This is a genomic window from Vibrio sp. Isolate25 (assembly GCF_022398025.1).
GTDB classification, from domain to species: domain Bacteria; phylum Pseudomonadota; class Gammaproteobacteria; order Enterobacterales; family Vibrionaceae; genus Vibrio; species Vibrio coralliilyticus_A.
In genome coordinates this window covers 619,153-638,802 of sequence record NZ_JAKEUT010000001.1, presented here as the reverse complement: position 1 = coordinate 638,802, position 19,650 = coordinate 619,153, and the positions used below count along the sequence as shown (strand labels likewise).

Here is a 19,650-nt window from a genome sequence, read left to right as displayed (position 1 = left end):
TGAGAACGTCTTATGGACCAGCTAACTGCTACGCTAAAAAAAATCGAAAAACAGAATTATCGCGCTTACCAGCAAATCAAAGGTCAGTACGACTTTAGCGATTACACATTCTATATCGACTATGTTCAGGCTGACCCTTATGCATCAGCTTCTCGCGTACGTGCTATCCGCCCTTGGTCAGTTACTGGATTACAGTGGTTACGTGATAAGTCTCAAACGTATCAAATGGCTGCTCGCGACTTTATTGCACGAAGCTTTGCCGAGTTTGCTAAGCATGAAAACAGCATCAGTATCGCTTTAACCGGACAAACCGTTTTGGATAGCACCGCTGTGTTGTTTACTGAAGCTGGCATCGAGCTCAGATTCCGCGTTAATCTTCCGGCAGAAGGCCGTTCAGTGCTGGGCAAAAAAGCCAACAATATTCTGACATTCCATCTTCCAAAGTTTATTCGACGTGCAACCCTAGAACGTGAGTTAGATAAAGAAGCCCTAATCCATCATTGCGAAATCGTTGAAGATCAGGAATTTATTCGTAGCAAGCTTGATGAGCTTAACCTACTTGCTTTTGTGGGTAACGGCTCTGTATTACCTCGTGTAGCTGGCAACTGTGATTTACCGATGAAAGACGCCGTTACCCTTAAAGCTCCTGAATCTTTGCAAGTCAGCTTTACAACTCCAAACCAAGGCATTGTCCAAGGCTTGGGTATTAAAAAAGGCATTACCTTGATCGTCGGTGGCGGATTCCATGGTAAATCCACTCTTCTTAACGCCATTGAACGCTCAATTTACAACCACATCCCTGGTGATGGACGTGAACTTGTAGTGACAAACCTGAACGCTATGAAGATACGTGCGGAAGACGGTCGCTGCGTGCACAATCTCAATCTTTCCAACTATATTAATCACCTTCCGATGGGCCGTGATACCAAAGACTTCTCCACTCAGGATGCATCAGGTTCAACCTCTCAAGCGGCCTGGCTGCAAGAGTCTATTGAAGCAGGTGTGCAAGGCATTCTAATTGATGAAGATACGTCTGCAACCAACTTTATGATTCGCGATGAACGTATGCAGGCTCTGGTTAGCAAAGGGGATGAACCAATCACCCCTTTAGTTGATCGTATCGGGCAGCTTCGCGATGATCTAGATATATCGACTGTTATCGTCATGGGGGGATCTGGTGATTACTTGGATGTCGCTGATACCGTGATTCAAATGCACGATTACCAAGCCGTAGATGTCACCGAGAAAGCCCAGCAAGTGGTAGAGCAACATCCAACAGAGCGACATAATGAGTCAGAAAATGCTCTAAGGACATTCCGACCAAGAGCGCTCAACAGAGCAGCATTGCAAAAAATACTGGCTGATGGGAAATTCCGTGTGTCAGCAAAGGGCATAGACTCCCTGCGTTTTGGTAAAGAATTTACTGACCTCAGTGCGTTGGAGCAGATTGAGTCCAGCTCAGAGATCAACGCCATCGGTTGGCTGTGGTTCCAATTAGCACAATTGCCTGATTGGTCTGAAAACCCTGCAAAAGAAGTCCAACAGATTTTACAGGGCGACTGGTGTCAAAACATGCCGAATCAAGGCGACCTTGCTAAGCCAAGAACTCTTGATGTGATGGCCGCGCTAAACCGGATGAGAAAGTCGCATTTTAAAGCGACATCGTAATGAGATAATCTAGAAAGACTCCACGTAAAAAGCGCCTTGATTGGCGCTTTTTGTTAGTGTCTGAGTACATGCCATGCTTCACAAAGCACTCGAAAACGCTCACTATTGCCGTTTTCTCTGTCTGGATGCCACTTAAGCGCGAGTTTACGCCATGTTTTACGTATTTCCGTTTGGCTAGCGTCGCGCGGTAACTTGAATAAGGACAGTGCTTTAGCACGGTCCATATCATCATTTGTACTGCCGACAAACTCTCGGTATCGAGTCCAGAATTCATTCAGTAGGCGTTTAACCTCACCCTCTTCTGCTTCATAGTTGTGCCAATCTAGATAATAATCCCGCAGCGGATCCTCATGATCCACTTCATGGCCAAACACTCGTGACTGAGGCATTAAGACAATGTCCATCGCCTGCACCTGTAACCAATTATCTGGATATAAGGTTTCCTGAAGCTGATACAGAGCATTCATGATTAAGAAATTGCGCTTGAAGAGATCTTTTTCCGGTGAACCATCAAGCACAGGTAACAGTTCGAGCTCACTGAGGTGGGAAGATAATGTATGAACTTTCCATCCTGAAGGCTGCTTTCTGAGGATTTCCATGATAGGCCACAGCAGAGGATTCTCCATATACTGCTGGAACTGGGCCGCGACTTCCTGATGCTCGTTCATATCCACTCACTAGGGGTTTATTTTTAATAAAAATCCAAAATGGCCCGTTTGTCGAGCGAATATCTTAGATTTAAGGATCGTGACCCAAAAAAAGAGCCAGCGTTTGCTGGCTCTTTCTAATAAACTGGCTGTTAGATAACACCTAACTCACGTAGTCGTTCCATCAAGTAACTGTCGGCTGTATGACGTTCAGACAATACCACTTCTGGTTTAGGATGCAAAAACAAAGGCAATGAAATGCGCGACGTTTCCTGACGTTCACCAGTAGGGTTAATCACTCTATGTGTCGTCGATGGAAAGTAACCACCAGAAGCTTCTTGGAGCATGTCGCCAATATTGATGATTAAATTACCAAAATCACACGGCACATCAATCCAAGCGCCATCTTTACCTTTCACTTGCAGGCCTGGTTCATTTGCCGCTGGAAGAACGGTTAACAGGTTGATATCTTCATGAGCTGCAGCGCGTATTGCCCCAGGCTCTTCATCACCTGTCATTGGTGGGTAATGAAGGACACGAAGCAGCGTCTTATCACTATCCTTGATCATTTCAGAAAGCGCTACAGAAAACTTTTCTTGTACCTCTTTCGGTGCATATGCTTCAACCCAGCCTAGTAATTCTTGAGCAAATTGATTCGCACGATCATAGTAATCCATGATCTGCTCTTTAAGCTCTTCTGGCATCTGCCCCCAAGGGTAAATATGGAAATACTCCTTGATATCTTTAACTGTGTGGCCTTTTGCAACTTCTGAAACGGAAGGTGGAAAGTAACCATCTTGAGTTTCAACATTGTAGGTAAACTCGTTCTTACGCTCCGTCATGAAGAACTGATACCAGTTCTCATAGATAGATTCCACAAGCTCTTTTGGAATCGGGTGATTTTTTAGTACACCGAATCCAGTCTCACGAAGTGAGGTGACAAATTGCTGAGCAGCATCTTCAGCTAAATAATCGACAGTTTCCAGTTTCATGGCTTTACTTTTATTGTTTATGTAATAAGTGAGTTTGCGATTTTAAGTGTGACATATAGGTAAATCAAACTTTGATGAAATGAAAACGTTTGTTTGAGCTCTAACTGTGCGATATTTATGTCTTTCAACATAAATCGTTAAACACTTATTACCGGAAACATCTCAACCCACAATTGAACAATGTTTTATTGAGTGGCATGATTACGTTACGAACTGAATTAGGAAAAGTCTAATGAATCCAAATAAAGCTTCATTTTCAATATTACATTGGTTAACAGCAGCCTACGCTTTAGTTTTCTTATTTTCTGCTATATCCCCTTCTTCGTACCCAGTATGGATAGCAGAGATCATTCCTGCATTAGGAATCCTTGCCGTTATTTGGTGGGTCTCTAGACGCTTTCAGTTTTCCAACACTGCCTATTGTCTAATGTTTATCTGGCTAACCCTGCATACCATTGGGGCGAAGTACACCTTTGCTGAAGTACCATTCGACTGGTTTAACAACTTAATCGGTTCCGAAAGAAACCATTTCGATCGTGTCGCACACTTCTCTATCGGCTTATACGCCTACCCAATTGCTGAATACCTAATCAAAAAACAGCTGATGAGCATAAAGCTAGCCATGGCTTTCGCTCTTTTCGCAATAATGTCTCTTGCTGCAGGGTATGAAATTATCGAATGGTGGTATGCTGCCCTCGCAGGCGGGGATGAGGGCATTGCTTTTTTAGGCTCTCAAGGCGACATATGGGATGCACAAAAAGATATGTTAATGGATACGCTTGGTGCATTACTTTCATTAACCTTGCTTGCGTCTCAACAGCGGGTGCTCTCTTCTACCCAAGTTAGGTAAGGGTTAAACCCTTCTGTAAACGGGACTTGAACAACCTGAGGTACCTCATAATTGTGATTAGAAATAATTACTTGTTCAAGTTCCGCATAGCACGCTTTCTTGGTTTTCATGATAAGTAGCGTTTCTTTATCGTTGCAGATTTTTCCTTCCCAAATATAATGACTTCGAATCGGCATTGTCTGAATGCAGGCTGCTAAGCCTTTCTTAAGCGCAGACTCAATAATTTGCTGAGTAATGCTGTCACTATTTGATGTAGTCAGAGTAATACAGAATTGCCCACTCATAATTCGTATATCCTTATTTCTTAACAATGACTGGATAGTCATTCTCCACCAGCTCTTTGACAAAGCTTGAGCCAGATCCAGTGTAAGTCACCCATACTTTTTTCTTGGCACGCGTCAAAGCTACATAAAACAGACGCCTCTCCTCGGCATAGGGGAAGGTCTCACCAGTTTGGGTTAAAGCACCGTCAATGTGCAAGGCTTTAACACGAGCTGGAAACTGCCCTTCATCTACAGAGAGAACAATAACAAAGTCTGCCTCTTTACCTTTACTAGCATGGCAAGTCATAAACTCAATAGACAGCAAGGCGAATTGTTTTTGCCACTCAGAAAGAAGTTCAGGTTTATGATAATGATTTCTGCCAAGCATCAGTACGGTCTGAGTACTTTTCGCTTTCCGATTAAGCTCATCTAAGATTTTTTCAACAGAGTTACTTGGCGCTAGTGTCACCGCTTTTGATTTCTGCTCTTTGTGACTTTTCAGCTCTTTTTCCAACTGAGCAGGGTTTTGCTGTATAAATTGATTCGCAACTTGCCCTATCTGATTATTAAACCGATAGGTCGTATCAAGATAATGAACGGTTGAGTGTGGGAAGCGCTCAGAAAAACCCGTCGTCAGGTCAACATCGGCCCCAGCAAATTCATAAATCGACTGCCAATCATCGCCAACGGCAAACAACACACAGTGTTGATCGTTCACGTGCTGACATAATGCTTCTACCAAGGCCAAGCGTTGTGGTGATATGTCCTGATACTCATCAATCATGATGTACTTCCAAGGTGCTTTGAACTTACCTTTCGTAACATATTGGGTCGCTTTGGTGATCATGATATTAAAGTCGATATGTCCTTCGGCCTTCAACATCTCCAACCACGCCTGATAACAAGGCCAGACAAGCGAGAGTTCGCTGTTCAATCTGGTGTAATCGTTGTGATCCACTAATTTCTGTTGTATCTCTTTCTTAGTGCATCCCATTGATGACAACTGATTCAGCTGCTTATTTAACCAAGCAATCAGTTTCGGGTTCTCTACATGACTGCCAAGCTCATCATCACCTGCTAAATAAGCAATAGGCCATTTTTGAAGATGCTTTTGCCAGCGTTTAAATGCCGTTGGTGTCATCCAATGTTTCTTGAGCCAGTCGATGCACCAAGCATTTTTAAGATTGTCGTCTAAAGCAATAGGAGAAATGATGACAGCTTCATTCTCTACTTGATTTAGAATTTTTAAGCCCAGTTGGTGGAACGTATTTACCGTGACGTTTTCAGCACTGAGCCCTATCTTGGTCTCAAGACGCTGTTTCATCTCCTCAGCGGCATCGCGGCCAAACGCCAACATCAGTATGTCTTCAGCCTGCGCAAGGTGGCTTTGTAGTAGGTAAGCAACCCGTGCAGTTAAAACACTGGTTTTACCTGAGCCCGCACCTGCAAGAACAAGGTTGTTGTCGTCATTAAGCAAAACCGCTTGTTGCTGGGAAAGATTCAGTGGAGAAGACTCTATCTGTGAAAACAGTACTTTCCAATTGTCTAACTCAGTCACCATCCAGTTTTGATTACGTTCGGCCATTACCTCATCGGTTTGCTCTATCCACGGAATAATACTGGACATCCTTTCTGGCATCCTGAGAACGGCATCTTCTAGGGTCATTTCCATAGAAGAGAAGTCTTGATTCAGCTTATCAAGCCAACTATTCACGGTTGAATGTGTCAGAAATGCGGGCTGACGTTCAAAACCTCGAATCTCCATTTCCCACTCGGGTAAGAATTTATTGAGCTGAACACATTGATGCTGGTGCCACTTTTGATACGCCGCGACAGCGAATCTAGCGAAATCTCGACAGCGTTCCCAGGGAAGCCCTTGGATTAGCCAAGAACGCTGAACCCCACCTTCAGAATGAGCGAAAAACTGTAAGCCCCCCCAAAATAATCCTCGCTTAAGCTTCACTTTACCATTCCAAACATTAAACGGAATTCTCTCTTCGCAAGCTTTGGAACTGAGTACGAGGAAATCAGGCTCGAGGGAAACCTGATGATATTCATTTTGAATTAAATATTGTGCAGTCTTGTTGGCAATTAGCTGCATTCTTGCTTGTCCTTAAATTCAATTGCCGACATCATAACTCAACCGGATTGAAGAATGAAAAGATCCTGTCAATATCTATTGTTATGCTCACGATGTAGAAAAGGTAATCAAACAGACCCTTTTCTTTACCTGCATCAGAAGTTTACCATTGACTATTAGTTACAATAGTCAATACAAAGCCACACAAAGAATCGATAACGTGCAATTTATCAGTCAACTCCGCCTTTACTGGGTTAATAAAACCATAAACTACAGCCTGCTTATTTTGGTGACCTTATTGGGTGTTGTCATCCCAAGTTGGTATTACCCGATGGACGCTTACATTATTCCTCTCATTCTAGGCGTAATTGCGGCAGCACTTGCAGAAAGTGATGATAAATTTACCGGCCGACTCATCTCTATCACCTTAACATTGGCATGTTTCGCTATAGCGTCGTTCTCGATTGAGCTGCTATTTGATATACCGACTCTGTTTGCGGTTGGCCTGTTTGTATCCAGCTTTGGTTTTATTATGCTGGGCGCTATCGGCCCCCGATATGCCAGTATCGCATTTGGCTCTTTGCTCATCGCTGTCTACACCATGCTTGGAGCTCATGAAAGTACAAGTGTTTGGCTTCAGCCTTTGATGTTACTCGCTGGGGCATCTTGGTATTTTTTCATGTCGATACTCTGGTCCTCACTTTGGCCAATGCAGCCTGTCCAACAAAGTTTAGCGGCTGTATTTTTACAGTTAGCCAATTACTTAGACTCTCGCAGTCAGTTATTTCACCCAGTGACCAACTTGGATCCTCAGCCTTATCGTCTAAAAGAAGCCACACTCAATGCCGCAACCGTAACCGCCTTAAACCTATGTAAAGCGACATTATTGAGTCGTTCTAATCGCGGACATGTTGATGGGGCTAGCGACCGTTTCCTCAACATCTATTTCCTCGCTCAAGATATTCATGAACGAGTCAGCTCCAGTCATTATCGTTATCAAGAGCTTGCCGAACACTTTGAACGTTCAGATGTTTTATTCCGCTTTAAATACTTGTTAGAAACACAAGCCAAAGCATGTCGAGAGATAGCTCAAGCTATTCGATTAGGCAAGGAATACCAACACAGTGGAGAGTCCGTCGTCGCACTGGATGAACTGATGAGTTCATTGAGTCATTTACAAGAGCAAAACAACCCCAAATGGAAATCTCTTCTTAATCAACTTAATTATCTATTCAATAACCTTGCGACAGTAGAAAAGCAGCTGAGTAACATCAGTAATCCAGATGCTGAAGCACTTGAAGAAGATGTACTCGATGATACTGAGGCACATACTCTCAGTGCTATGTGGATGCGTATCACTTCCCACTTCAACAAAGATTCAATGTTATTTCGCCATGCAGTGAGAATGTCTATTGCCCTAACCCTGGGTTACGGCATTATTCAAGCTTTTGATATTGAACGGGGCTACTGGATATTACTGACGACACTATTCGTTTGTCAGCCTAACTACAGCGCCACACGGCAAAAGCTTGTCGCCAGAGTACTCGGCACCCTTGCAGGCTTACTGATAGGGGTCCCGCTGCTGACTTTTTTCCCTTCACAGGAAAGCCAGCTGGTATTCATTGTTATCTCTGGTGTTGCCTTCTTTGCATTCAGGCTAGCAAACTATGGTTATGCTACAGGGTTTATTACCGTATTAGTCTTGTTCTGCTTCCATCAACTTGGTGAGGGGTATGCGGTTGTCCTCCCTCGCTTAGCCGATACGATCATTGGCTGCGCATTGGCGGTGCTCGCTGTCGCCTTTATTCTGCCTGACTGGCAATCTAAACGCTTACATAAAGTTATGGCGGACACTATTCAGGCTAACCGCCACTATCTTGCGCAGATCATTGGTCAATATCGGATTGGTAAAAAGGATAACCTAACCTATCGAATCGCTAGACGCAGTGCCCACAATCATGATGCAAACCTGACTAACGCTATCAGTTCAATGCTGGCAGAGCCTGGACGTTATCGCTCTGCTGTTGATGAAAGCTTCCGTTTTCTTACATTAAGTCATGCTCTGCTGAGTTATATTTCCGCGTTAGGAGCGCACAGAACAAGAATCAGTGACGAGGAGACACACAAGCTGGTGCTGGATGCACACCGTGTCATTCATCAGCATCTAGAGGTGTTATTCACTCAATTGAACGATCACTGCAATAGCTGTGATACCAGTGATATCGATGATCCTGCACTTGAAGCGAGGTTGGCAGAATGGCGTGAAGAGGATGACAACTCAGCCAAAATGGTATTGCAGCAGTTATATTTAATCTATCGAATGCTTCCCGAATTACACTCCTTAGCAAGTAAGTTTGCTGTCCGTGTCAATCAGTTGGACACTATCGATAAAAGCCAGTAATCATAAGGGGCCGCAATGGGTACACCCTCACGTTTCTCTAACACTCCCTGACATTATTCGGACATAATTTAACCTCTTTTTCATAAACTGTATTCAGATAATTCTTACGGGAGTAAGAAGATGGAAAGAAGCAGCTCTTGTTTTTCGGACCGACCATCTAGATTGATTCGAACGCAACATAATATGAATACAAAACAATTTGAACTGTTCAAAGAACAGATAAAAACACTAACCCCTCATCAACTACGTGCATTGAGAGGTGAAATTACACAAACGTTGGAAGAGTCCAGCCGTGTTCTGGTTACAGATGAAGAGCAAAAACTGATCGCAAGTCTGTTTTCTTAGCACAACTTGCTGAAAACGCAAATGCACCTTAAGCTTAAATATGTAGGGGGTGTTTATGTCCGTCTCATTAGTCCAGCCCAGTTATCAACTGATTGAGCAGTCATCGAAAATGGCTGAGGAGGCTGCGCACGAAATCAACCAAGTTCCGCTTACCAGCCCTATCCAAAAAGACGAATCTTACGAATTCAATAAAGTCGAATTTAAACAACCAGAGCCTTCCCAAATCGAGCCAATACTGAAACTGACCCAAGCAGAACAGTACAGCCGCATAGGCACGAATATGCTGCAAAGAGATCAGGAGATGATAGGTACACTACTCGATATTCATGTGTAGGTATAAAAAGCAAACAGTTATTGTCTTCCCGCTCAGAGACGTTAGAATCCACTGATAATTTTATATTTTGTTTTCGCCATGCCCAAACTCAACTTGTCTCGCCGTGACAATAATCCTGTTTTCAAACAAGGGCCACAATCCGATCAACTCGAGCAACAACTTAGCCCGCATTTCGAACGCCCAGCCATGCGTTTAACACCAAGCCCGTATATCTCAGAGAGAAATATAGCGAAACGTTGGGAGAAACTCAGCACGTTAACAGCGAAGGAAGTATTACTCGATCCGGTAACGGCTCAACATGCTGACGTTTACAACAAGAACATTGAGCATTTCATTGGAACAGTAAAACTCCCTGTGGGAGTCGCTGGTCCCTTACGTGTCAACGGCCTTTATGCCAACCAAGATTATCATATACCGCTCGCTACAACCGAAGCTGCTCTTGTCGCTTCATATAACCGCGGTGCTCAATTGATTACAGCAGCCGGTGGTGCGAGTGCGATGTTACTCAACGAAGGCGTGACCAGAACGCCTGTGTTCGAATTTCAACATCTTGCCGATGCTGGCCAGTTTGTCGCTTGGGTAGTGACTCAATACGACCACTTTAAGCAAGTGGCAGAATCAACCACATCGCATGGCAAACTACACGATATCAACGTCAATATCGAAGGCAATCACGTTTATCTGATTTTTGAATTCCACACTGGCGATGCATCCGGACAGAATATGGTCACTATCGCAACCAACGAAGTGTACAACTACATATTGGAGCACTCCCCCATAGCGCCTCAGGAATCTTTTCTTGATGGTAACCTGTCAGGAGATAAGAAGCCCAACACACACACTTTACGGCATGTTCGAGGAAAAAAGGTCACGGCTGAAATCCAGATCACCAAAGGGTTGGTTGAAAAGTTTCTTCATACCACACCCGAAAAAATGGTTAAATTTGGTCAGATGACGTCTACCGGCGCAGCTTTGAGCGGGTCAATCGGCGTGAATGCGCATTACGCGAATGCTCTTGCCGCTTTATACATCGCCTGCGGCCAGGATGCAGCATGCGTTTCTGAATCAGCAATAGGCATCACACGTATGGAGCTCAATAAACAAGGAGATCTCTATGCGTGTGTGACTTTACCCAACATTATGGTGGGTACGATTGGCGGAGGTACCAGCCTCCCTAGCCAAAAGGCCTGTTTAGAACTTCTCGGGTTACATGGCACTGGTAAAGCAAAAGCACTGGCTGAAGTCGCCGCTGCACTTTGTCTTGCTGGTGAACTTTCAATTGTCGGAGCATTCTGTGCTGGTCATTTTTCGAGAGCACATCAAAAACTCGCACGATAACTTTAACCTCTTTTTACGTAGCCCTCGCTTTGTCGAGGGCTTTTTTGTTCCTACATTTTCTTTTCACCAAAAAACATTCGTTTTACTTTCGAAATTCGCTCCTTTGAATGATCCAGATCATATTTATTTGCGTAAAGACTAACATAACCAACTACAATATGGTTATATTGCAGAAATTAAATGCTCGTTCGAACATTAAGGAACAAAAAGATGACCGTTAGTTACTTAAAAGAACAAAAAGAACAAGAATTGCTAGACTTAATAGTCGTCGGAGGTGGCATCAATGGTGCTGGTATCGCAGTAGACGCTGCTGGCCGAGGCTTGAAAGTCGGCCTCTATGAAGCACAGGATTTTGCCGGAGCCACTTCATCAGCTAGCTCAAAGTTGATACATGGTGGATTAAGGTATCTTGAACATTATGAATTTCGTTTGGTGGGTGAAGCACTCGCAGAGCGAGAAGTATTGCTCGCCAAAGCGCCGCACATCGCTTTTCCGATGCGTTTTAGACTGCCTCACCGCCCTTTCCTAAGACCTGCATGGATGATCCGTGCAGGCTTGTTCCTTTACGATCATTTAGGTAAGAGGACTTCTCTACCTAGTAGTAAAAAAATCAAACTGGACAACCAGAATGTGACCTTACCCGAGTTAAATGTTGGCTTTGAATATTCTGATTGTTGGGTTGATGATGCGCGCTTAGTGATTCTTAATGTAATCCAAGCTCAAGAACTTGGGGCAGAGGTCAGCAACTATTGTCAGGTAACAAAAGCACAACGTGTCAATGGTATCTGGCACGTTGAGCTTTATGATCAGCGCACGTGCAAAACGTTTTTCAGAAAAGCTAAAGCGTTAGTCAATGCAACGGGGCCGTGGGTTAAAGAGTTCTTAACCGAAAACACTAAACTACCTTCTCCATACGGCATTCGATTAATTAAAGGCTCTCATATCATCGTGCCTAAAATACATGATGAAGAGCAAGCATATATCATGCAAAACGAAGACAACCGCATCGTGTTTGTGATTCCTTATCTTGGTAAATTCTCGATGATCGGTACAACCGATGTCGAGTACAAAGGGGATCCTCGACAAGTTTCGATTAGCCAAGAAGAAAAGCAGTACCTCATTGATGTCACAAACCAGCACTTCCGTAAGCAGATTTCACTGGACGATGTGGTTGCTGATTTCAGTGGTGTTAGACCGCTGTGTGATGATGAGTCCGACTCACCGCAAGCCATCACCCGCGATTACACACTGTCATTAGATCACCAAGAAGGTGAAGCGCCCTTACTCTCCATTTTTGGCGGGAAACTAACAACTTACAGAAAGCTTTCCGAATCTGCTATGCAGCACCTTTCTCCATACTTCAATTTAAAGGAATCTTGGACGAAAGAGGCTCCACTGCCAGGCGGTGAGAACTTCATATGGGACGAAATGGAAGCTCGTTTATCCAAGCAGGTTCCGTTTGTTGATAGTGACACTCGCCTGCGTTGGCTACGTGCATACGGTAGTCGTGTCGAACAACTGCTTAATGATGTCATAACTGAACAAGATCTTGGTATCAAGTTTTCTGAAGGCATTTATCAAAAGGAAATAGATTATCTAGTGAAGCAAGAACTCGGCACTAACGCAGAAGATGTTCTTAAACGACGTAGTAAGTTGCATTTATTGTGTAACCCCGAATGCTATCGCGCCATTGAACGCTACCTTGAAAAAACGGAATATAGCATTCACGCACAATGTGCATGAGAAATGGGGGCTTAGCCCCCATTTTTAATCTCGAAACTTACACTTGATTTAGAAGGGAGTATATTTAAAAAACACGCTAATATTATAATATGATTTGGTATTGCCCATGCACTCTGTGAATGACACTGCTTCTGAACTTATAAAACTTCTCGCTCCTGGAATGCGCTTATCTGCAACCATCGAATTTGGCCCTGAAGACCTTCAGCCTTTCAGTACTAGTTACATTGGCTGTAAGACCAATCAATTTTTGATCATCGATTTACCACAGAAAGCCAGAGAGTCTCTGGTTATGCGCAAGCTAACCAATGCCGCCATCATTATTCGTGGGATAACCAACACCAAACTCGGCCACATCGTTGCGTTTAAAACTTCGATCATATCTCAAGTCAGTTCTCCAGGTGCGCTAATATTCCTTCGCATACCACAGCACTTTGCCTCCAAAGCTATTCGTGAGCATGAACGTTACGCATTGAATGTTCCTATTGAAGTGAAATCTAATACCGTCAGCTATAACGCGGTCATGGTTGACTTCTCTGTATCTGGCTGTGCGTTTTTTATACCTGGTGAGAGTGAATTGTCGAAAGCAAGCATCATCGAACTCGACACCCCACTCAGTGAATGGCTACCGGACGAGATTAAATACTCAATTGTCGGGATTCAAAAAGAAAACAAAGGGCATCGGTTTGGTATCAAGTTCAATGAGGAAATCGTACTCTCCGACGAATTAAAGCAAGCACTACTAGAACAATCAGCACTTTCAACACTCTTCTAGCTTGGTAAGGTACTGCTCTTTAAAATGTATAAACGCCTGATTCAGTGCCAACTCTTTGATTGGTTTCACAATAACGTAATCTGCACCAACGCTTAGAAATGCTCGCTTGGTGTCTTGCATACCGTCTGCAGTACAAGCAAATATTGGGATATCGAGCTTCAAATCTTCACGGATTATTTTGGTGGTTTCAATACCGCCTAAGTTAGGCAATTGGTTATCCATGAGAATTAGGTCAAATTTAGCTGACTTTTGGAGTTGGTCTATCGCATTATGTCCATCTTGCACCCAGATCACTTCCATACCGTACTTTTCACAAAAGGCTTTAGCGATAAATGCATTCGTGTGATTATCTTCGACAAGTAAAACGTTGAGCGGACGATCAAACAAAGTCTCTGGGTCAGCTAAGAGTGTATTGGCTTCTACCTGTTCTACGGACTCCGTCAACTCTATGGGTACTGACAAACTAAATGTAGTACCTTGCCCTATTGAACTTTCAATCTCGATATGACCATTGAGCATTTCAACTAAACTGTGAACAATGGCTAACCCCAAGCCACTACCACCATATTCACGAGTGGTGGTTGCCTCCGCTTGAACAAACGGTTCAAAAATATGCGAAATACGTTCACGGTCAATGCCTATACCTGTATCACTAACGCTAATATTTAAACAAGAGTTTTGTCCATCATTGCCACACATTAACGATACAGTCACTTTACCTTCGTGAGTAAACTTAATCGCATTACTCACAAGGTTAAACAGAATTTGGTTAAGCCGCACTTGATCGCTATGGGCAAAGGTGGCATGGCTTACATTGGTCTTGACTTCAAAACCAATTCCTTTCTCATCACATAGTGGCGTGTAAATTTTCTCAACTGCACTAATCAACTCAATTAAGCGGAAGTCAGCTGCCTGAATATGGAATTTACCCTGCTCGATTTTTGAGAAGTCAAGAATATCGTTAAGTACAGCAAGGAGGTGCTCTCCACTGTTACAGAGCACATCCAGATGTTCGATGTCTTCCGTATCTGACAATTTACTTTTTAGCAGTTGGGATACCCCCAAAATGCCATTGAGTGGTGTTCTGAGTTCATGACTCATTTTTGCCAAAAAGTCTGCTCGTACTCGCGCCGATTCTTCCGCTTCTTTTCGAGCTGCCTGGCTTTGAAGCTCAGCCTCAACAAAACTCGTCACATCCTGACCTTGAGCCATAATGTTGCTTATGCCTTTATCGATGAAAATAGGAGATAAATTCCATCTATACGTCTTATCTCTAATGGCAATGTTAATTCCGGTTAACGTTGCCCCTTTAGCACACATACGAATATGTGGTCCGAGCTTTTCAACTAAGAGCAGGTCATCATCATATTCTAAGCCTGTGTTTTTTCTAAAGCTTCGTTCTGCAGCGGGATTGCTTCTCAACAACTTACCTTCTACATTCCAGAGTGTGATTGGAGAAAGAGAAAAGTTAAATAAGTCAGCAAATTGCTTTTCCTGCTCACTTAATCGTAGAAAAGACAACTCAAAGGAATGGCCAATTTGATCAAACTCTTCAATCGTAGAGCCTGGAAATTTACTGGCATCCTTAGCTTCAACAGTACTTTCTGTATAGCGCATCAGCTTAGCAAGCTCTTTGGATACCCGTTTACCCAACCACTGACGGCTGTATACCGCAATCACAACTAATAGCAATGCGGTTATCGCTACCCACATATAGTGACTGCGCACCAGCGTAATAATCGGCTGATTGTTCTGTATAGTATAAATCGATAAAAATGTTGCAACATCGCTGATGGTTAAGTCCGTTTTAGAAACCATATACTGACTGGCGGTATAGTCCAGAGCAGCTTCTTCCAGCCACTCAATATGCCTAAACCCTTTGTCCTTAGTGCTTGATGCAATAACTTCTGAACCGACAGACAACAGCACTTCATCAGCATTACTCCCCCTGACTAATGCATTGATCAGTGCGAAGTTATTATTAAGCACAACACCAACGTGTAGGTACCCAAGAACTTCACCGGAAATCATATAAATAATCGGGACTCTTCGAATCATTAGGTAACGAGTGCCAAGTAGCGATGGTGTTTGTGACAAATGCCAACTACCACCCGTCGTCATTTCATCATTCAGGTGCGCGAGTTGTTCAGGAGAAATCCCATAAAATTGATAGTTAGAATCATCCCATACCACCTCAGTTTCTGCGGTAATGAATCTAAAATCAGGAGCAAGTTCAGGCGCAGCTTGATCAATTCCATTAAAGAAACGGTCTAAACCGGCAACATTTGATGTGACAAATGCATCGATAAGGGATTCATTTCGACTGTAGCTGTCCTGCTGGATTTCTAAAGCTTTCAGTCTAAAGTTGAAAATTTGCTGTACTAAACTCTGAGTTTGTAGTTTAGAGCGTGCAACCTCTTGGGAAACGACTTGGCGGTTTACTTGATAGTTCTGAAGTACCATCACCAAAGACAACACGCCTATGGTGAGGAATATAGAACGAGTAAGTAATGTGGCGAGACGACTTTTCCTGCCTCGCCGCGCTAGTAAGTCCATTATTGATCCGAGTACCTAAATGCTCTTTGCTTAAGTTTCTCAACTTTAGCCGGGCTGTCTGTCTTAGCCACAACCTCAAAATCACCAGAATAAACATGAGGTACAGCTTTCCCTTCTAGATCCCACTTGATTGCTTCAGCCATTGCGATCCCCGTATCATCATTCATACGCATCGCAGTGACATCTAACTGCCCGTTAGCAATCGCTTCCAATTCTGCACTTCCCCCTCCCCAACCATTGATGAGAATATCTTCTCTTTTCATTGACTTAAGAGCATCCGCTGCACCTAAAGCAACATCGGTTGAACACGCATAGATAAATGAAAGGTTCGGATCTTTCTCAATCGCTTTAACCGCGGCCTTAAAACCGGACTCTCGAGTAGCTGTTGTATAATAGGATGAAGAAAGTTGATAAGAGTCGTGGTGACTCATTTCTTCGATAAACGTATCACCGCGCGCATCACTCACATAGCCTTCGGAGAAATAGAGTACTGAGTAACGGCTTTGCTTAGGGACCGTCTCTTTGTAGTACTTCTCAATGATTCGAGCACCTTTGATATGATCGAATCCAACGTACATGAAGGGTTGTTGATCATCCCAAGCTCTTACCGGAGTTGTAATGTTTTGTAGAATAAGCTTAGTGTTTGTCGAGCTAAGCACATGCTCGATAAACTTGCGGTGTCGGGTGGTATCAAGAGTAAAAATCAGGTAGTCCGCTTTATTCTGTACCGCTTCTAATAAAGATAAACTTTGTTGTCTGACATCTAGGTTAGGACGTGTGAAAACCTGATTAATCTTATAGCTGATCCCCAGCTTTTCAAGGCGGGTTTCGAAAGCCCTAATATTTCTTACCCAATAATCTGAAATTTGCTGCCCAGGATACACAACCGCAATCGATACGGGTTTATCCTGTTTTAAAGAAATGGGAATCGGATAGTTTCTCACCGTTTCTGAAAGCGCATCCGTTAACTGCTTTTGTACTGGGTTAGACTCGAGGTATTCATCATACTGCCAATAACCATTGAGGACTTGAGTTGTATGCGCATGGCTTGCCGCTGACGCAATGACGGCTAGTGACAAGAACGTTGTTTTTAACATCTTTTATCCTCTTACTGGATGCCTAACAGACTTCCATTTTTGTTTTCTCAGACAATTCGTAGTATACAGCCATAAACAGGCTGTATAACTACAGATTAATCCATTAAAAACATTAACTTACATAAGTTATAGCATTATGCACAAATGCACTTAGAACGTAAAAGATAAATTGCCTGAAAGGCCATATTGGTTATCTCCGGCATAGCTTCCCGCTAGATCTAGGCTGACTATATCGCCCGGACTTATGCCAATACCAGCGGTAATAGAATTATCTAATGTGTCTTCCAAATCCACTTCATAACCCACTCTGAGCTGCGCCCAACCCATCGCATTTCCTTCAATACCAAAACGCAAAAATTGAGTGTCATCATTACGATCAGTAAAACGCTCCTGTTTAGTGAGATCCCAATCAACCGTTGCAACAAAGTAATCTAACGCGTATGCCCCTGAAACCGTCACCTGAGTATCTAATTTGTAGGTACTAACACCGCCAATGTTTAACGTATCAATCTTTTGAGAAAACAAGTCCTTAACGGCAAATCCAGCGCGGAATTGCTGATAAAACCACACTGCGCCCAGATCGAGGTTAAATGCATCATCCTTGGTTTCACTTTGATCATAATCATCCAGATCAAAGTTTTCGACGGTCAGAACCTGTTTATAGGTTCGCATAGTTTGAAACTTTGGCGATATCCCCAGAGAGACGTCTTGGCCAGCGATCGTCAAACGTTTTGCTATAGCAACACCGAACTCACTGTAGCCAAAAGCAATCGTATCAACTCTGGAGTTTTCGTATCTCGTTTGAGTGTCAGAATCATTAGAGATATCCGTGTTAGCAATGACATCTGCGTAACCACGTAAAAACAGATTGGTCGAGAGTGAGTTCAAAGGTAACGCAATAGAAGCAACCACTCCACCATTAACGCCAAGGGGTTTATCATCTGAAAGCTGATCCAAATAGCTGTTAATTGTGTCTTCAATACCTGGTGTTGAAGGGTTCGCTTCAAACTGTTTAATAGCATCTTGAAGGTCATCAACCGTTTCAAGCGTCTTATCAGTATCTCGAATTCTAGCCCCGATACCTGGAAAAAGAATTCCTACAGTATCGGAATCTCTATAGACAGCGACTAGAGCAGGATTATAAAAAGGGGCTAAGACATAATCCGCTGTAGTTACCCCTGTATTGCCCATCCCATTTCCCCGACCATCGGGAACAACCGTTGCCGCATTAGCAGCTAACGAAATTAAACCTGACACCACCGCTACTGACTTTTTTGTTAATAGTTTCATATCCATATCAACCTTTATGAAGTCCCATAGTCAAGGTTAATACAAATTTCAGAAAATGATGTGATATTAATCGGGTAGCGTCATATCGATATAGTCGTTTAAGTTAGAGCGACCGGAAATCAACTGCTCTTTTTGAGGTTTAGTGAGTTTCTTAATTCTGTATTCTATCTTGGAAGCATCCGAGCGGCTTTGGCCTACTTTAGCAGACCATTCTAAGGTTAAAGGCCCCTTTCCTTTTAACGCTTTTGCACCTACACCCTGTTGATGCTGGGTATAACGCCGCTTTACATCGAGTGTTATTCCGCAATACAACGTATTTAAGCGTGTCCGGATCAGATACACATACCAATCCGCACACACCATTTTTGACTTAGGGTTCGACATTAAGCCGTTAATTCCTCAATCATTTGTCGTAGTTCAGCCACTTCAGCTTTCAGTGCAGTCACCTCTTGCTCTAGAGACTCCATTCGGCTGTTGTCTGCTGCCTGAGATACTCCCTCTGTCGCTGGAGAAAGTGCTTCCAAATACACTTCACCACTAAAAAGGTGCATATAACGAGACTCTCGCTTACCTGCCTCACGTGGTAGCTTAACGACTAAAGCGCCCTCTTCTCTAGCTGCCATACCTTCGAGCACGGCCTCAACTTCTTTAACATCGGAAAACTCTGCCAGTCGATTAGTGCGAGTGCGTAACTCACCGGGCGTTTGTGCACCTCGTAACAACATGCAGCAAACAATCCCTTTTTCTTGTGCAGTCAGCTTCAAGTCACCAAATTCCGTGTTGCAAAATCTGTGTTGGAACTTGCTAGCTCGGCTGTTGAAGGCACTCTCATCGCTCACTAATCGACGTGCAATCAAGCCATCAACAGCTTGTTGAACTTCTACGTCACTTAAAGTCATTACAGGCTCACGATTGCTTTTCTGGTTACATGCGCTGGTTAGGCTGTTTAAAGTCAGCGGGTAATAATCGGGTGTGGTCACTTCTTTTTCAATCAAGCAGCCAATGACACGGGCTTCAATAGGGTTTAGTTCTATACTCATTTTTATTTCCTTATTGGCATCTTCCCAAATCAGTGTTCAGAAAGAATGGGAACTTTTCTCATATTACCGTCTTCATCGATCATCATGATTTTACTACGGTTTAATTCAACTTCTGTCGCTTCTTGGCGTGTACGCTCTTTTCGATAAGCTTCTACAATTTTACTTGTGCGTTGAGGAGCATCATTAGATTCAAATTTTGGGATGATAATGTCAGAAGTTCGCATAATATTGAGG

The 19,650-nt window shown here is 43.3% G+C and carries 18 protein-coding genes; 8 read left to right on the top strand and 10 right to left on the bottom strand.

Features of this window, described 5'->3' with window-relative positions; genetic code table 11:
• Positions 1-12: 12 nt before the first annotated feature.
• Entirely contained in the window at positions 13-1,668 is a 1,656-nt protein-coding gene (locus L1D15_RS02750; RefSeq protein WP_239874596.1) for an ABC-ATPase domain-containing protein, read from the top strand.
• 53 nt (positions 1,669-1,721) lie between these two features.
• On the opposite strand, the gene L1D15_RS02745 is transcribed toward L1D15_RS02750, so the two are convergent.
• Positions 1,722-2,336 (bottom strand): DNA-J related domain-containing protein, encoded by a 615-nt coding sequence (locus tag L1D15_RS02745; RefSeq protein ID WP_239836254.1) that lies wholly within the window; start codon positions 2,334-2,336, stop codon positions 1,722-1,724.
• A 131-nt stretch (positions 2,337-2,467) separates the two neighbouring features.
• Positions 2,468-3,307 carry a 2OG-Fe(II) oxygenase family protein gene (locus L1D15_RS02740; protein ID WP_239836253.1) on the bottom strand — a complete coding sequence of 280 codons (840 nt, stop codon included), beginning with the start codon at positions 3,305-3,307 and terminating at the stop codon, positions 2,468-2,470.
• 232 nt (positions 3,308-3,539) lie between these two features.
• Between L1D15_RS02740 and L1D15_RS02735 the strand changes: the two genes are divergently transcribed.
• Positions 3,540-4,157 carry a DUF2238 domain-containing protein gene (locus L1D15_RS02735; protein WP_239874595.1) on the top strand — a complete coding sequence of 206 codons (618 nt, stop codon included), beginning with the start codon at positions 3,540-3,542 and terminating at the stop codon, positions 4,155-4,157.
• Here L1D15_RS02735 and cutA read toward each other — a convergent pair.
• On the bottom strand, positions 4,121-4,441 hold the full coding sequence (gene cutA, locus L1D15_RS02730) for a divalent-cation tolerance protein CutA (RefSeq protein ID WP_239874594.1): 321 nt from the start codon (positions 4,439-4,441) through the stop codon (positions 4,121-4,123). The genes L1D15_RS02735 and cutA overlap by 37 nt on opposite strands.
• 13 nt (positions 4,442-4,454) lie before the next feature.
• Positions 4,455-6,521, bottom strand: coding sequence for a DNA helicase IV (gene helD / locus L1D15_RS02725; RefSeq protein WP_239874593.1), 2,067 nt, complete (start codon positions 6,519-6,521; stop codon positions 4,455-4,457).
• A 199-nt stretch (positions 6,522-6,720) separates the two neighbouring features.
• Between helD and yccS the strand changes: the two genes are divergently transcribed.
• The 6 genes from yccS (at position 6,721) to L1D15_RS02695 (ending at position 13,433) form a co-directional block, all read left to right on the top strand.
• Positions 6,721-8,901 carry a YccS family putative transporter gene (yccS, locus tag L1D15_RS02720; RefSeq protein WP_239874592.1) on the top strand — a complete coding sequence of 727 codons (2,181 nt, stop codon included), beginning with the start codon at positions 6,721-6,723 and terminating at the stop codon, positions 8,899-8,901.
• Between the two features lie 183 nt (positions 8,902-9,084).
• Positions 9,085-9,246, top strand: coding sequence for a hypothetical protein (locus L1D15_RS02715; RefSeq protein ID WP_239874591.1), 162 nt, complete (start codon positions 9,085-9,087; stop codon positions 9,244-9,246).
• 55 nt (positions 9,247-9,301) lie between these two features.
• Complete coding sequence (locus tag L1D15_RS02710) at positions 9,302-9,580, top strand: hypothetical protein (protein ID WP_239874590.1); 279 nt, start codon at positions 9,302-9,304, stop codon at positions 9,578-9,580.
• A gap of 78 nt (positions 9,581-9,658) precedes the next feature.
• Entirely contained in the window at positions 9,659-10,918 is a 1,260-nt protein-coding gene (locus L1D15_RS02705; RefSeq protein ID WP_239874589.1) for a hydroxymethylglutaryl-CoA reductase, read from the top strand.
• A 210-nt stretch (positions 10,919-11,128) separates the two neighbouring features.
• The gene (gene glpD, locus L1D15_RS02700; RefSeq protein WP_239874588.1) at positions 11,129-12,661 is read left to right on the top strand and encodes a glycerol-3-phosphate dehydrogenase; all 1,533 of its coding nucleotides are present in this window, start codon (positions 11,129-11,131) and stop codon (positions 12,659-12,661) included.
• A 106-nt stretch (positions 12,662-12,767) separates the two neighbouring features.
• The gene (locus tag L1D15_RS02695; protein ID WP_239836244.1) at positions 12,768-13,433 is read left to right on the top strand and encodes a PilZ domain-containing protein; all 666 of its coding nucleotides are present in this window, start codon (positions 12,768-12,770) and stop codon (positions 13,431-13,433) included.
• Here the strand turns inward: L1D15_RS02695 and luxQ are convergent.
• The 6 genes from luxQ to L1D15_RS02665 all read right to left on the bottom strand — a co-directional run bounded on the left by luxQ (position 13,419) and on the right by L1D15_RS02665 (position 19,640).
• On the bottom strand, positions 13,419-15,989 hold the full coding sequence (gene luxQ / locus L1D15_RS02690; protein WP_239874587.1) for a quorum-sensing autoinducer 2 sensor kinase/phosphatase LuxQ: 2,571 nt from the start codon (positions 15,987-15,989) through the stop codon (positions 13,419-13,421). The two genes, L1D15_RS02695 and luxQ, sit on opposite strands and share 15 nt — an antisense overlap.
• On the bottom strand, positions 15,989-17,086 hold the full coding sequence (locus tag L1D15_RS02685; RefSeq protein ID WP_239874586.1) for an autoinducer 2-binding periplasmic protein LuxP: 1,098 nt from the start codon (positions 17,084-17,086) through the stop codon (positions 15,989-15,991). Before L1D15_RS02685 ends, luxQ begins: the two co-directional genes overlap by 1 nt.
• A 150-nt stretch (positions 17,087-17,236) precedes the next feature.
• Positions 17,237-18,376, bottom strand: a complete 1,140-nt coding sequence (locus tag L1D15_RS02680; protein ID WP_239874585.1) for a conjugal transfer protein TraF — start codon at positions 18,374-18,376, stop codon at positions 17,237-17,239.
• Positions 18,377-18,442: 66 nt separating this feature from the next.
• The gene (locus tag L1D15_RS02675; protein ID WP_239874584.1) at positions 18,443-18,760 is read right to left on the bottom strand and encodes a GIY-YIG nuclease family protein; all 318 of its coding nucleotides are present in this window, start codon (positions 18,758-18,760) and stop codon (positions 18,443-18,445) included.
• Positions 18,760-19,416 (bottom strand): YceH family protein, encoded by a 657-nt coding sequence (locus tag L1D15_RS02670; protein ID WP_239874583.1) that lies wholly within the window; start codon positions 19,414-19,416, stop codon positions 18,760-18,762. The genes L1D15_RS02675 and L1D15_RS02670 overlap by 1 nt, the downstream gene beginning before the upstream one ends.
• A gap of 29 nt (positions 19,417-19,445) precedes the next feature.
• Positions 19,446-19,640, bottom strand: coding sequence for a hypothetical protein (locus L1D15_RS02665; RefSeq protein ID WP_239874582.1), 195 nt, complete (start codon positions 19,638-19,640; stop codon positions 19,446-19,448).
• Positions 19,641-19,650: the final 10 nt, after the last annotated feature.

Excerpts from the sequence above, each read along its gene's own strand:
- L1D15_RS02750 (WP_239874596.1), top strand. The coding sequence starts at position 13 with ATGGACCAGCTAACTGCTACGCTAAAAAAAATCGAAAAACAGAATTAT.
- L1D15_RS02745 (WP_239836254.1), bottom strand. The coding sequence starts at position 2,336 with ATGAACGAGCATCAGGAAGTCGCGGCCCAGTTCCAGCAGTATATGGAG.
- L1D15_RS02740 (WP_239836253.1), bottom strand. The coding sequence starts at position 3,307 with ATGAAACTGGAAACTGTCGATTATTTAGCTGAAGATGCTGCTCAGCAA.
- L1D15_RS02735 (WP_239874595.1), top strand. The coding sequence starts at position 3,540 with ATGAATCCAAATAAAGCTTCATTTTCAATATTACATTGGTTAACAGCA.
- cutA (WP_239874594.1), bottom strand. The coding sequence starts at position 4,441 with ATGAGTGGGCAATTCTGTATTACTCTGACTACATCAAATAGTGACAGC.
- helD (WP_239874593.1), bottom strand. The coding sequence starts at position 6,521 with ATGCAGCTAATTGCCAACAAGACTGCACAATATTTAATTCAAAATGAA.
- L1D15_RS02715 (WP_239874591.1), top strand. The coding sequence starts at position 9,085 with ATGAATACAAAACAATTTGAACTGTTCAAAGAACAGATAAAAACACTA.
- L1D15_RS02710 (WP_239874590.1), top strand. The coding sequence starts at position 9,302 with ATGTCCGTCTCATTAGTCCAGCCCAGTTATCAACTGATTGAGCAGTCA.
- L1D15_RS02705 (WP_239874589.1), top strand. The coding sequence starts at position 9,659 with ATGCCCAAACTCAACTTGTCTCGCCGTGACAATAATCCTGTTTTCAAA.
- glpD (WP_239874588.1), top strand. The coding sequence starts at position 11,129 with ATGACCGTTAGTTACTTAAAAGAACAAAAAGAACAAGAATTGCTAGAC.
- L1D15_RS02695 (WP_239836244.1), top strand. The coding sequence starts at position 12,768 with ATGCACTCTGTGAATGACACTGCTTCTGAACTTATAAAACTTCTCGCT.
- luxQ (WP_239874587.1), bottom strand. The coding sequence starts at position 15,989 with ATGGACTTACTAGCGCGGCGAGGCAGGAAAAGTCGTCTCGCCACATTA.
- L1D15_RS02685 (WP_239874586.1), bottom strand. The coding sequence starts at position 17,086 with ATGTTAAAAACAACGTTCTTGTCACTAGCCGTCATTGCGTCAGCGGCA.
- L1D15_RS02680 (WP_239874585.1), bottom strand. The coding sequence starts at position 18,376 with ATGAAACTATTAACAAAAAAGTCAGTAGCGGTGGTGTCAGGTTTAATT.
- L1D15_RS02675 (WP_239874584.1), bottom strand. The coding sequence starts at position 18,760 with ATGTCGAACCCTAAGTCAAAAATGGTGTGTGCGGATTGGTATGTGTAT.
- L1D15_RS02670 (WP_239874583.1), bottom strand. The coding sequence starts at position 19,416 with ATGAGTATAGAACTAAACCCTATTGAAGCCCGTGTCATTGGCTGCTTG.
- L1D15_RS02665 (WP_239874582.1), bottom strand. The coding sequence starts at position 19,640 with ATGCGAACTTCTGACATTATCATCCCAAAATTTGAATCTAATGATGCT.